Below are 13,768 nucleotides of genomic sequence, written 5' to 3'. Positions count from 1 at the left end.
AATAATGATAGAACTATTGCCAATATCTAAAAAAATTGCTAAAGAAAAGATTTTAGAAAAGGTTAATTTTTGTTCAAATGACTTTGTATTTTTGAGCGGATCACTTATACAAGGGATTGGAAATACAAAATCAGATTTGGATGTATTCGTAGTTGTAAATGATTTTGAGAGGTTGAAGAGTGATCCAAGTATTGTTTATGACCATAATGCTTTAAAGATATCCTTTGAAGACATTGAGGGCATAGGTTGTGACATAGAATATTGGTCACTTTCTACTGTTAATTCATTGTTAAAACAGCTTAACTCAATAGATTTTAGTGATTCTACAAAAAGAACATTAAACCTATTATCAATAGATGGTACTGACTTTGAGCATTTATCTTCATTTTTACATAGGTTTATTGTAAGTGAACCAATTTACAATGAGCATATGTATGGCGAATATAAAGCAGAAATTAATATGGATAACTATTTTAGATTAATGGCAAGATGCTATATTAATACGATTGATAATACGTATGATGATATAATGGGTAATCTAATTAAAGGTGAACAAGAAACAAGTCTTATACTTGCTAAAAATACACTTATTACGGCCGTTTCAGTCTATCTATATAGTAGGAAAATTTCATTGGACAGAGAAAAATGGGCTTATACACTTTTAAAAAAACATAGTGATTTAGATAATGAATCCCAAAAAATATTAATGCAATTTAATGAATTATATTTTGGTGGTGACACAGATTTAACTTATGAAAAAAAAATAGAAGATTGTTTATATTTCATAAATAATGTTGTTAATAAAGCAGGAAAAAATTTGGGGGGTATGTAAATGTTTACAGAAGATATTGTGTTCAAGCAGAATTTGAATTTTAGAGTTAGAAATATTTCAAAAAAAAATGTATTATTTGGCGATGGGGCTGCGTTCGAACTAAATGATACAGCTAACAATATTTGGGAATTGATTGATGGAAACAAGAATTTAGGTCAAGTCATAGAACAGATAGAGGCGGAATATTTCATAGAAGAAGGTTCTCACAAAGAAGAGATAATCCAATTCGTTGAATTTTTATATGAAAAAAAAGCCATTAAAAATATTTAATTTTATTAGGCTTTTAATTAGAAGCTAAAGTCTGAGCCTGTAATTATATGGGTTCAGCTTTTTTATTTTATATTCTATAAAAAGTACCAAATAATTATGTTTACTTTTCGTTTTTTAACCGAGTTCTGTAGAAAGTTTAGCTTATCTATTAACGATTTTTCTTATTCTCACTTACCTGCACCACATAATCCTAATTCTCTCCCAAATGGTGCTGTTGGTATTTATATTTTTGAGATTGACTCAATATTTTTAAAAGTAGGTAAAGCTGGAGTAAAATCAAAAGCACTATTTAACTCTAATCATTACACGCCTAATGGAGGTAAGAGTACCTTATTCAATAGCATTTTATCAAATAAAGATATTTTAGAAAGTAACCTTTCTGATAATACTTTAAAAAAATCAGTGAGTACTCTTAATGTACATAATACAATAGCGTGGATCAAAAATAATACACATCGTCATGAAATAACATTCGTTACAGAAAATAGATTTCTCTTGAACTTAATGGAGGCATACCCGCAGTATTACTTGGAGCCAATTTTCGAAGGTGAAAACTAGTGAAAAAATAGTTTTGAATTTGATTGATATGGCTGCAAACCAGAGGTGGTCGAGTACATGATATGTAGGAGAACTAAGGACTAAAGGTTAAATCCAAGGATATTTGTTATAGATAGAAATCTTGAATGTGATAAGAATACCTTCATTGGGGAATTCTAGACTTACTGACGATTTCATGAAGAAATGTGGTTATATAAGATATGATGATGATAGTAAACCACTCATTATACCGAAGTTCGCTTTAGACAGAAATAAAAGCCTAATACTTTGATTAATTAGCAGCAATGGCACAAATAACAATTGAATATGAAATACTGTTTTCAGTTCCTGGTTTAGGAGACGCGACAATAGTTGAGTTGCTATCAGAAGTAGGAAGCTTCTCACTTTATGAAAATCCATGCCAACTTATAAAACTATCGGGATTAATTCGATTAATAAAGGAGCTTAATTATATGATAGCAACCACATTTTTAAGTACAGATAATGCAGTACAAGAATACATTAGTTTAATTGACGATTTAAAATGATCGAGCCAATGACCAAAGGAATTGTGAATCACAATCCTTTTGCAAGCAAAAAGGAGAAAATGAAAATATGTCAAAAATAATGTTTTATCCTGTGCGAAAGCGAAGCGACAGCAACAAAGCGCCCAGCCGGAACGGAAATCAACCCCACGTTTTGTTGAAGAGCTATACTTTATTGGCATACATAATAATATGAAAAATCCATTTTGAACAATCATTTTTCAAAATGGATTCTTTTGTTTAGGTTCGTTTTTTATTCTTCATCATAAGATTGAATTATTTTTTGGATAATTTTCAATGTTTCATAAAAATCATTGTATTTTTCTAAGCCGATATCATTGATAATTCTTTCTTGGATATCTTGCCAAATTGGAGCAGCCTCGTTTAATTTTTCAACCCCTTTATCAGTTAGTGTAATGACCTTTGCTCGAGCATCTTGCGGATCTCTTGTTAAATCTACATAGCCATTTCGCTTTAACAAATTAATATTACGTGTAATGGTTGTTTGATCGAGCAGTAAAATTTCACCTAGTCGACTAATGGAAACTGCTTGTTGAAGATCAATATTTGCTAGCATTGAGTATTGTGTAACTTTTAAGCCAGTTGGCTGTAGTAAATTATCATAAAATTGTGTCACGAGCCGCGTTTTTTTTCGAAGGTTTGCACATACACATATTTGTGTATAATTTATATTCTTCATTGCTCCGTACCCCTTTTCGAGTTGGTTCACTATTATAGTAGCCCTATTGATTTATTTTGTTAATTTGGAAAATGTTTCTTGACAGTGATAAAAGTGATTACTAAGATTATATATGTATATACATGATTTTAGGAAGTCATTTACCCTAGTATTACATGCATATACATATAATTGAGCTGTAATCTTTTTCATTAAAGAGCATATTAAAAAATCTTATAAGAATTGAAGGTGTCAAGATGAGGCGTATTCATTATAGCTGGTTTATTTTAGTCGTAACCTTTTTCTCAATTATTGTTGCAGGGATTACAATGTCGTCATCAGGAGTTTTTATAGACTCCTTTGAAAAAGAATTTAATTGGGATCGATCTATAATTGCTTTAGCTTTTGCAGTGAGTATATTTTTATATGGTTTTTCGGGTCCGTTTATGGCGGCGTTACTAGAAATAGCGGGTTTAAAGAAAATGATGCTAGGTGCGATGGCTACATTATTCATTGGCATGATGCTTACGCTTTTCATGACTCAATCATGGCAGTTAATCGTTATATGGGGCGGTATTATTGGTTTAGGAGCAAGTCTTTTTTTAACGGTGTTAAGTCCTTATGTAGCTAATCATTGGTTTGTGAAAAGTAGAGGGTTGGCAGTAGGAATTTTAACGGCGAGTACTGCAACAGGGCAGTTAATTCTCTTACCATTATTGGCGATTATTATTGAATATTATTCTTGGCGATGGGCGATTGGATTAATGCTTATTCTAAGTATTGTTATGTTCGTCGCTATTTCAATATTTATGAAAAATAAACCACAGGATATAGGGATTCTTCCTTATGGACTGGAAGAAGATCTAGAAGTGCAACAAGAGAATCATAAGAAAAATCCGATTAGTATTGCTTTTAATGGTTTATTTGAGGCAATAAGGAAGAAAGAATTTTGGCTATTAGCGGGAAGCTTTTTTATTTGTGGACTTTCAACTAGTGGGTTAGTTGGTACTCATTTTGTTTCTTACTGTATTAGCTTTGGTGTCCCTTTAGTAACCGCTGCAACCTTTCTTTCCTTTATGGGAGTGTTTAATCTTGTAGGGACTACTTTATCCGGGTGGCTGTCTGATCGTTTTGATAATCGATGGTTATTGTTTTGGTATTACCTTTTAAGAGGAACGTCTCTGCTTTTACTCCCGTATGCATTAATGCAAGGGTCGCTAACTTTACTGACAATCTTTACAATATTTTATGGATTAGATTGGATTGCTACAGTACCTCCAACGATTAGTATTTCTAGACAAATTTTTGGTACGAATAAAAGTGGCATTATTTATGGGTGGATTTTCGCATCACATCAAGCAGGAGCTGCAGTTGCTGCCTATGGTGGAGGCCTCATTTATAAGTTTTTCAATTCATATACTTGGGCTTTTTTCCTTGCTGGAATGTTCTGTGCATTGGCAAGTTTGTTTGTCATCATCGTGAAAAAACAAGCGCCTCATCATGCCAATATTTGATAACTAGTTACTCGCTTTGCTTAGAGCGAGACTCTTGACTATCGTCGGTTCCCAAAAATTTGTCAGCTATTTCACTATTGCTTCGTTTTCCAAAGAAAACATTTGTTACTGTCGCTTCGCTTTCACACAGAAAACATTTGTCCAGCTAATATTTGAATTCGCCGCTAACCGAAGGAAGAACGCCGCTAAAGCATAAAATTGCGCCGCTAACCAAGAAAAGAACGCCGCAAAACCCGAATTTCCGCCGCTATTGATTTCACACGCAGCAAACATTTGTTGCTGTTGCTACGTTACACTTCGCTTTCGCACCCCTTCTATACACGACACCTTAATTCCATTGAGGCAATAGTTATCACTAAAAAGTTGAAGCCTATATCATATTGATTTCAACTTTTTTCATTAAAAAAATTTTTGACACTGACCAAACAAAAGTTTATAATATAAACAAATATAACAAAAGGTGATGCTATGAATGAAAGGGAACAGGCGGTCCTTGCATTAATTCGCCAGAATCCGTTTATGTCTCAACAAGAGATGGCCGATAAGATGAATCTGTCTCGACCAGTCCTTGCTAATTTAGTATCGAGCTTGACGAAACAGGGGAAAATTGTAGGCCGTGCGTATATTTTGCCTGAGGAAAATGAAATCATTTGTATCGGTGGAGCCAATCTTGACCGAAAATTTCATGTGAAGGGGAATGTCCAGTTTGGTACATCCAATCCTGCAAGCTCTTCATTTAGTGTAGGTGGTGTTGGACGAAACATTGCTGAAAACTTAGGCAGATTAAATCATCAAGTAACATTGCTGACTACTGCCGGTAAAGATGCTGATTGGCAAGTGATCCAAGAAGCTTCAGAGCCATTTATGAATTTACGTTATGTGGAGCAGTTACCAGACGCTTCAACTGGTTCCTATACTGCGATTATGGATGAGCAGGGCGAGCTAGCATTAGCGGTAGCAAATATGGAAGTATATGATCTTTTATTGCCAAGTTTGCTAAAAAAACATGAGGCAATGCTCATGAACGCAGGCTGCTTTATTATGGACTTGAACTGTCCAAAGGAAACAGTGGCTTACATACAGCAGGTTGCAATTGCCCGTGACATTCCGTTTGTCATCGTACCGGTATCTTCGCCAAAAATGAATCGATTACCTGATACGTTGCAAGGTGTAACATGGTTTATTTGTAACACAGATGAAGCAGAGACGATTGTTGGTCATAAAATCGAAAACTCTGTGCATTATGAAAAGGCTTTACAGCAACTTCTTACTTTAGGTGCTGACCAGGTAATTATTACAGCGGGTAGCAAGGGTGTGTATGCAGCTTCCGTTACAACGAAGCCAAGTCATTACGCGGCGAAAGCTATAGAAAAAATTGAAGATGTAACAGGTGCCGGGGACGCCTTTGTAAGTGCTGTAATCCACAGCTGGCTTACTGGGCAATCCTTTGCAACATGTATTGATGCAGGCTTAACGAATGCCAAAAATACGCTTGCATCCCAATATACAGTAAGACCTGAGCTATCAGTTGATTTGTTAAACAGTGAAATGGAGGAATAACAACATGAAAGAATTCATCGTATTATCAGAAGAAGTAAAAGCAGGACAAGCAAAAGGCTTACCAATCGTAGCATTAGAATCAACAATTATTTCTCACGGAATGCCATATCCACAAAATGTTCAAACAGCACGTGAAGTAGAACAAATTGTTCGTGATAATGGTGCAGTACCAGCAACAATTGCTTTAATCGATGGTAAAATTAAAATTGGTTTATCAGATGAAGAACTTGAAATGTTCGGTAATGCTCAAGGCGTAGCAAAAGCATCTCGTCGTGACTTAGGCTATCTTTTAGCAACAAAAAAATTAGGAGCAACAACTGTAGCAGCAACAATGATCTGTGCTGAGCTAGCTAATATTGAAATTTTTGTAACTGGCGGTATCGGTGGCGTACATCGTGGTGCAGAAACAACAATGGATATTTCAGCAGATTTAGAAGAATTAGCGCAAACAAATGTTGCTGTAATTTGTGCGGGTGCTAAGTCAATTTTAGATATTGGTTTAACTTTAGAATATCTTGAAACAAAAGGTGTACCAGTTGTTGGATACGGTACAGATGAGCTACCAGCATTCTATACACGCCAAAGTGGTTTTGATGTAAACTTCAAGATTGATACGCCAGAGGAAGTGGCAGAAATGCTACGTGCCAAATGGCAATTAGGCTTAAAAGGTGGAGCTGTCATTGCTAATCCAATTCCAGAGACTGAAGCTCTTGAGAATTCATTCATTACAGGAATCATTGAAAAAGCTTTAGTAGAAGCAGAAGAAAACGGTATTCACGGTAAAAACGTGACACCATTCTTACTTGGAAAAGTTAAAGAATTAACAGAAGGTAAAAGCCTTGATGCCAATATTGCATTAGTAAAAAATAATGCGATAGTTGGGTCAAAAATTGCTGTAGCGTATAATAAGTTAAGCTAATTAACTACGGATATAGAAAGAGACCCTTTGCGGATACATTCGCAAAGGGTCTTTTTATTCATTTCCTAGAATATATTTCCCATTTCTCACATTGTTCACGAGAATAACTAAACAAAATGACACAGTTACTTTACAATAGCCCATAATATTTTATACAATTAAGTTTATATCTAATCTGAAAAATTTGACGAGCAAGGTGGACATGTTATGGCGAAAGAGCAAATTTTGACTCCCGAGGACGTTTTTGAGTTAGTCAAATCCTACATGAATGAGGAAAATGTCGCATTCGTGAAAAAAGCATATGAATTAGCAAGGGATGCCCATATTGAGCAATTCCGAAGCTCAGGTGAACCGTATATTATTCATCCTGTTCAAGTAGCTGGTATTTTAGCTGAATTGCAAATGGATCCTGCAACAGTTGCGGCTGGTTTTTTACACGATGTTGTTGAGGATACGGATTTTACGCGTGACGATTTGGTTCACGAATTCGGCGAAGAGGTTGCGGTGCTTGTAGACGGTGTAACAAAGCTAGGGAAAATTAAATATTTATCTAAAGAAGCGCAACAAGCAGAAAATCATCGAAAAATGTTTGTAGCTATGGCGCAGGATATTCGTGTCATTTTGATTAAACTGGCAGACCGCCTACATAATATGCGCACGTTAAAGCATTTACCTGCCGAAAAACAACGCCGTATTTCTAAAGAAACGCTTGAAATTTTTGCACCACTTGCGCATCGTCTTGGGATTTCGACTGTTAAATGGGAGCTTGAGGATACGGCACTTCGTTATTTAAATCCACAGCAATATTATCGCATTGTCAGTCTTATGAAGAAAAAACGTGATGAGCGTGAGGCATATTTAGATAATGTAATGGGTGAGATGAAGTCACAGCTTACAGATGTTGAAATTGAAGCAGATGTTTATGGTCGTCCAAAACATATTTACAGTATTTATCGTAAGATGGTGTTACAAAAGAAACAATTCAACGAGATTTATGATTTATTAGCCATTCGTGTACTTGTCGATAGTATTAAAGATTGCTATGCCGTACTTGGGATTGTGCATACATTATGGAAGCCAATGCCAGGACGTTTTAAAGATTATATTGCGATGCCAAAACAAAACCTATATCAATCCCTGCATACAACAGTAATTGGTCCTTATGGTGACCCGCTAGAAGTTCAAATTCGTACGAAGGAAATGCATAAAATTGCCGAGTACGGGATTGCAGCGCATTGGGCGTATAAAGAAGGTAAAAAAGTTGATAATGAAAAACAAAATGTCGACCAAAAATTAACGTGGTTCCGAGAAATTTTAGAATTCCAAAATGAATCTTCTAATGCTGAAGAGTTTATGGAATCTTTAAAATTTGATTTATTCTCTGATATGGTCTATGTCTTCACGCCTGAAGGAGATGTCATTGAATTACCAGCAGGCTCTGTACCTATCGACTTCGCATACCGTGTGCATTCAGAAGTTGGAAATCGTACAATTGGCGCGAAAATCAATGGTAAAATGGTGCCACTTGATACACCGTTAAAAACGGGAGATATTATTGAAATTTTAACGTCTAAGCAATCATTTGGTCCGAGTCGCGATTGGCTGAAAATAGCCCAATCCTCACAGGCGAAAAATAAAATAAAGCAGTTTTTCAAACGTCATCTTCGTGAGGAAAATATCATCAAAGGTAAAGAGATGATAGAAAAGGAAATCCGTGCTCAAGGTTTTGATGTAAAAGAAACAATGTCAGCGGACAATTTGAAGCGAGTTTGTGAAAAATTCAACTATACAAATGAAGAAGATTTATATGCAGCTGTTGGTATGAATGGAATTACAGCTCAGCAAGTTGTAAATCGCTTAGCTGAAAAACGTCGCAAAGAGCGTGAACAGGAAGAAGCGCTAGAAAAAATTGAACAAAAAATGAAAAATCCTATTCCACAAAAACGGACAGAATCGGGTGTTATCGTAAAAGATATCGACAATATGCTTATTCGACTTTCACGTTGTTGTACGCCAGTTCCTGGAGATGAAATTGTAGGCTTCATTACGAAAGGAAGAGGTGTTTCAGTACACCGTGCGGACTGTCCAAATATTCAAGTTGATGATGAGCAGGAGCGCTTAATAGAAGTTGAATGGGAACATGGACTTACTCCAGAGAAAAAAGAATACCCTGTCGATATTGAAGTTTCAGCCTTCGATAGACCAGGAATTTTAAATGAAATCATGCAAATTGTTAGCGAAACGAAAACGAATATTTTAGCAGTGAGTGGTCGTGCAGATCGTGATAAAATGGCAACGATTCATTTAACGATTTCGATTTCAAATATTTCGCATTTGCATAAAGTAGTGGAACGTATTAAGCAAACACCTGATATATATTCAGTACAACGTGTTATTAACTAATTGGATGGTTGGGCAGAAGCAACTTTGTTATGTACCGAAAATGGAACTTCTGGTGCATACAATAGGAGAATTGAGGTTTTAAAAAATGAAAGTAGTTTTACAACGTAGTAAAGCAGCCTCTGTTACGGTTGACGGAAAAGTAACGGGAGCTATTGATAGCGGTTATGTTCTTCTGGTTGGTATTACACACGGGGACACGCAAGAGGATGTTGAATATTTAGCGAAAAAAGTAGCAAATCTCCGCCTTTGGGAAGATGCTGATGGAAAAATGAATCATTCTATTTTAGAGCATGGAGGGGCTATTCTATCCGTCTCACAATTTACATTGTATGGAGATGCGAAAAAGGGGAATCGTCCAAGTTTTACAAGTGCCGCAAGACCAGAAGTTGCAGAACCGTTATGGGAGGCTTTTAATAATGCCTTATGTGAACACGGTTTACATGTGGAAAAAGGAATATTTGGTGCAATGATGGATGTGGCACTGACAAATGATGGCCCTATCACCATACTTCTTGAATCTAAATAAATGGTACATTTCCTATGATTCCTTCATACATTAAATAGTATGGTTAGTTTTGTAGGAAGGAAGTGTATTAAGGATGACGCAGATAGGAAGCATATCAAATCCATATTTATATGAAACTCTTAATATGATGATTGATCAGGCAATTGTAGTGCAAACTAAGAAAAATATTCAGCAAGGAAAATTAATTTCTGTATTACCTGATGATATTGTTTTAGGGGTTAACCGTACGCCATTATTCATAAGTATGAAGGAAATTGTATGGGTTACGCTAGCAACAATGAAAAAATAAGCGCATAAAGGACCTCTATACTCTTAGAATGTGAGTTGGAGGCCTTTTTTCGTTTTAGCAAGTGTAAGTACTTGACAGTGAAAACTGAGGGTAAACACCAAATGCCATAACTTAGAATTGATTCAGTTCCATAACTTCTATCGAGGAAGAGTTATAACTAGTAAAAAATAAATAAGCTGCAAGGGAAGTACTAGTCTACTGTCCTTTGCAGCTTATTATTAATTTATCTCACAATCCATTATGCAGAGGTATAATGGATTTTTATTGATCTTCGTTAAAGTAATTTAAAATACCTTGGTAGATACCTAGAGTAGCTTGTTCACGGAATTTAGCGTTTGTAATAACACGTTCCTCACTACCATTACTTAAGTAGCCTAGCTCAATGAGGGCAGCTTGTTGACGATTTTCTCGTAGAACTAAATAATTTCCTTGTTGGGTACCACGATTCTTTAAATCGATTTTATTGGAAAGTCCTTTATTTATTGCCTCTGCAAGACCTTGTTGATTACTGTTCATATAATATGAGGTGAAGCCATTAATGGAGCTATCGTCTGTTGCATCATAATGAATACTGATAAAAGCATCTGCCTCATACTGGTGCGCAATTGATACGCGTTTACGGAGTGCAATATATTCATCAGATTCTCTAGTCATGACAACATTTGCCCCAGCAGCACTCAACTTTGAAGCAAGAAGAGATGCCGTTTTCAATGTAACTTCCTTCTCATTTGTGCCTCGTTGTCCGGTAGTGCCGTGATCATTTCCTCCATGTCCAGCATCTACGACAATCGTTAGCCCATTTAAAGTACCTTTCTTGCGTGGTTCAGATTTATCTTTTTTTATAGCAGTAGTAGCTTTGCTCGACGAAGTAGTAGTAACGACCCAGTTCGCTACAAATGCAGTTTTGTCATCTACTTGTATTTCATAAAAATCATTTTTAGCACCTACAATAGGGTAGGTTTCACCAGCATCTACACGTGCAACAACATCAGCAGTTGTTGTTGAATCTGTCCGTAGGTTTGTCCCATTATAAATGATTGTGACAGATTCAAGCTCTGAGGAAGAAGAAGCAGATTTTGATGTCGTTTTTTCTTTATTTGAAAAAGTACCATAAAAGCTATAAACCCAACCTGCTTTATTATCGTTATATTGAATTTTTACCCAGTTATGTTCTTGAGCCAGCACTTTAAAGGTTTGTCCATTTGAAGCTGTTCCTATTTTTTTAGCATTTAAGTCGTGATTTTGGCGCACATTAAGTGAATCCACTAAAACTGTAAATGTTGTATCTTTGTTGATTTTTTTTGTAGATACCTCAACTTTAGGTTCATCAGCCTCAGCCGTAACCTTTTTTTCAGGTAGGTCATTGATTGTAACATAGTCTGTAGATACCCATCCAACTAGTCCGTTCCAATCTATTTTTGCCCATTCGCCATTTTTTTCAATGAGTTTAGCTTGGCTGCCTATTGATAATTGTCCAAGAACTGCTGAAGATATGTCAGGCTCAGTACGAATATTTAGACGATCGACTTGTGAAATCAACGTTTTATCAACCGTTTGTTTATCATTTATTGAAGCTGTTAGCCAAGATGCTACCCAGCCTTCGTAATCGCCTGCTCTTACTTGAATCCAGTCACCCTCACGACTAATAGAAGTTAGCGAATCACCCTCATCTAATGTCGTAATGATTGGATAAGACAGTCCAGGTCCCTCACGTAAATAAAGAATCGTTCCAGTTACTTTTAAATCACTGGTGTCTGCTAGTGCTCTTTGAATATTATTCATACTTGGAATCGCGATCATTAACACTAGTACGAAGATGATACTAATATTTAAAAGTTTTGTCCTCATCAGATTCCTCCTATCTTGTGCTATTTTACCATGCTTTAGTAATAGAATTCGTGGGAAAAAGGTAATGGAATTTGTTATTTTATCGAATGTATTGTAAAAAAAATAAAAACAGTTGACATTGCCTTTTGTTGTGACTAACATAAAGGGTAATCAAAAAATGATTAACCGCTTATGACCAAGCAAGTAGCATATACCTCTATTGGAGAAGAGAGGGAAAGACCTAGGCTGAAATCTTTCCTACAAAAATGTATATTGTGAATAACACTTGAGAGGCTTTTTTCTGAACAGTAATGCTTAGTAGGAAAAAACGGAATCGGCCGTTATCCGATTAGGAGGAGGACGCATGAATTTGATGCGTCAACTAGGGTGGAACCGCGGAAGCTTGTACAGCTCTCGTCCCTTGCAAAACGCAAGGAGGCGAGGGCTTTTTTTGTGGACAAAAAACGAGAGAAGTCCAGAAGACAGCTTGCTCATAAGCAATTTATAAAGGAGGTTTTTCTATGAGTTTTAAAGTGCCACGAGGGACACAAGATATTTTGCCTGGTCAATCAGAAAAATGGCAAAAGATAGAAGCGGTTATCCGTGATATCTGTCGTGTCTATCGCTACAATGAAATTCGCACACCAATTTTTGAGCAAACAGATTTATTTGCACGTGGTGTCGGTGAAACAACAGATGTTGTTCAAAAAGAAATGTATACTTTTGAAGATCGCGGTGGCCGTTCGTTAACATTACGTCCGGAGAATACAGCTGGTGTAGTTCGTGCTTATGTTGAGCATAAAATGTTTGGTGCACCTGATCAACCAGTAAAGCTTTCATATTTAGGACCAATGTTCCGTTATGAACGTCAACAAGCAGGGCGCTACCGTCAATTTGTTCAATTTGGAGTAGAAGCAATTGGTTCAGCTGACCCAGCGATTGATGCAGAAGTTATTGCACTAGCAATGGATGTCTATGAATCAGCAGGTTTAAAGGATTTAAAATTAGTCATTAATTCACTTGGTGACAAAGAAACACGTAATACACACCGTACAGCACTGTTACAACACTTCGAACCACATATTCATGAGTTTTGTTCAGACTGCCAAAATCGTTTACAAAAAAATCCACTGCGTATTTTAGACTGTAAGGTAGACCGTGAGCACCCATTAATGCAATCGGCACCTGCATTAACTGATTTCCTAACAGAGGAGTCAGCAGCTTATTTCGCTCAAGTTAAAACTTATTTAGATGCATTGGGAATTTCGTATGAGGTCGATCCAAATCTTGTAAGAGGTCTTGATTATTACAATCATACGACTTTTGAAATTATGTCAACGGCTTCTGGCTTTGGAGCCATTACTACACTTTGTGGTGGGGGTCGCTATAATGGCCTTGTACAAGAAATTGGTGGACCGGAAGTACCAGGTATCGGTTTCGCATTAAGTATTGAGCGTTTGTTACTTGCGCTTGAAGCTGAAGGTGTTGAATTAGACACAGCATCAGGACTCGACGTCTATATGATTGCTATGGACGAAGAAGCGAAGCTGAAAACTGTAGAATTAACAAGTACCTTCCGTGCTAAGGGCATTTCCACAGAAATGGATTATTTAGATCGCAAAATGAAAGCTCAAATGAAATCAGCAGACCGTTTAGGTGCAAAATATACGATTGTTTTAGGCGAAACGGAGCTTGAAGAGCAAGTAGCTACTGTTAAACATATGGAATCAGGTGAACAACAAAAAGTAGCGTTCTCAGAGTTAGTGAACTATCTATTAAAACAATAAGCGAATCTGTTAAAACATAAATCGTTTATAAATCAATACAGGATTATCTGTTCGTCATTTGGACAGATAATTCATCTAAT

General features: G+C 36.2%; 12 protein-coding genes, 1 pseudogene and 1 other annotated feature. Of the genes and pseudogenes, 11 read left to right on the top strand and 2 right to left on the bottom strand.

The window, feature by feature from the left end; genetic code table 11:
* The first annotated feature begins 4 nt into the window (after positions 1–4).
* The 4 genes and pseudogenes from C7Y47_RS11925 to C7Y47_RS25640 form a co-directional block, all read left to right on the top strand.
* Positions 5–832 carry a hypothetical protein gene (locus C7Y47_RS11925; RefSeq protein WP_142508985.1) on the top strand — a complete coding sequence of 276 codons (828 nt, stop codon included), beginning with the start codon at positions 5–7 and terminating at the stop codon, positions 830–832.
* Positions 833–1,102, top strand: a complete 270-nt coding sequence (locus tag C7Y47_RS11920; RefSeq protein WP_142508984.1) for a PqqD family protein — start codon at positions 833–835, stop codon at positions 1,100–1,102.
* A gap of 96 nt (positions 1,103–1,198) precedes the next feature.
* A complete protein-coding gene (locus tag C7Y47_RS11915) occupies positions 1,199–1,660 on the top strand; it encodes a hypothetical protein (RefSeq protein WP_142508983.1) in 462 nt (153 codons plus the stop codon).
* A gap of 296 nt (positions 1,661–1,956) precedes the next feature.
* Positions 1,957–2,085: pseudogene (locus tag C7Y47_RS25640) on the top strand (transposase); the annotation flags it as partial.
* A gap of 352 nt (positions 2,086–2,437) precedes the next feature.
* Here C7Y47_RS25640 and C7Y47_RS11905 read toward each other — a convergent pair.
* Positions 2,438–2,884, bottom strand: coding sequence for a MarR family winged helix-turn-helix transcriptional regulator (locus tag C7Y47_RS11905; protein ID WP_142508981.1), 447 nt, complete (start codon positions 2,882–2,884; stop codon positions 2,438–2,440).
* 236 nt (positions 2,885–3,120) lie between these two features.
* Between C7Y47_RS11905 and C7Y47_RS11900 the strand changes: the two genes are divergently transcribed.
* The 6 genes from C7Y47_RS11900 (at position 3,121) to C7Y47_RS11875 (ending at position 10,074) form a co-directional block, all read left to right on the top strand.
* Positions 3,121–4,377: an MFS transporter gene (locus C7Y47_RS11900; protein ID WP_142508980.1), complete on the top strand. Its 1,257-nt coding sequence runs from the start codon at positions 3,121–3,123 to the stop codon at positions 4,375–4,377.
* A gap of 468 nt (positions 4,378–4,845) precedes the next feature.
* Positions 4,846–5,937 carry a carbohydrate kinase gene (locus C7Y47_RS11895; protein WP_142508979.1) on the top strand — a complete coding sequence of 364 codons (1,092 nt, stop codon included), beginning with the start codon at positions 4,846–4,848 and terminating at the stop codon, positions 5,935–5,937.
* 4 nt (positions 5,938–5,941) lie between these two features.
* Positions 5,942–6,856, top strand: a complete 915-nt coding sequence (locus C7Y47_RS11890; RefSeq protein WP_142508978.1) for a pseudouridine-5'-phosphate glycosidase — start codon at positions 5,942–5,944, stop codon at positions 6,854–6,856.
* A 207-nt stretch (positions 6,857–7,063) separates the two neighbouring features.
* A complete protein-coding gene (locus tag C7Y47_RS11885; protein WP_142508977.1) occupies positions 7,064–9,259 on the top strand; it encodes a RelA/SpoT family protein in 2,196 nt (731 codons plus the stop codon).
* Between the two features lie 85 nt (positions 9,260–9,344).
* Positions 9,345–9,785: a D-aminoacyl-tRNA deacylase gene (gene dtd, locus C7Y47_RS11880; protein WP_132356955.1), complete on the top strand. Its 441-nt coding sequence runs from the start codon at positions 9,345–9,347 to the stop codon at positions 9,783–9,785.
* 73 nt (positions 9,786–9,858) lie between these two features.
* Entirely contained in the window at positions 9,859–10,074 is a 216-nt protein-coding gene (locus C7Y47_RS11875; RefSeq protein WP_142508976.1) for a DUF2642 domain-containing protein, read from the top strand.
* A gap of 261 nt (positions 10,075–10,335) precedes the next feature.
* Here C7Y47_RS11875 and C7Y47_RS11870 read toward each other — a convergent pair whose 3' ends face one another.
* The gene (locus C7Y47_RS11870; protein ID WP_142508975.1) at positions 10,336–11,922 is read right to left on the bottom strand and encodes an SH3 domain-containing protein; all 1,587 of its coding nucleotides are present in this window, start codon (positions 11,920–11,922) and stop codon (positions 10,336–10,338) included.
* A gap of 162 nt (positions 11,923–12,084) precedes the next feature.
* Positions 12,085–12,326, top strand: a binding site (T-box leader).
* Positions 12,327–12,422: 96 nt separating this feature from the next.
* Here C7Y47_RS11870 and hisS point away from each other — a divergent pair.
* Positions 12,423–13,688 carry a histidine--tRNA ligase gene (gene hisS, locus C7Y47_RS11865; RefSeq protein ID WP_142508974.1) on the top strand — a complete coding sequence of 422 codons (1,266 nt, stop codon included), beginning with the start codon at positions 12,423–12,425 and terminating at the stop codon, positions 13,686–13,688.
* Positions 13,689–13,768 lie beyond the last annotated feature (80 nt).

Origin of the sequence: Lysinibacillus sphaericus (assembly GCF_006864135.1) — a bacterium.
Classification (GTDB): domain Bacteria; phylum Bacillota; class Bacilli; order Bacillales_A; family Planococcaceae; genus Lysinibacillus.
This window is presented reverse-complemented; position numbering and strand designations above follow the sequence as displayed.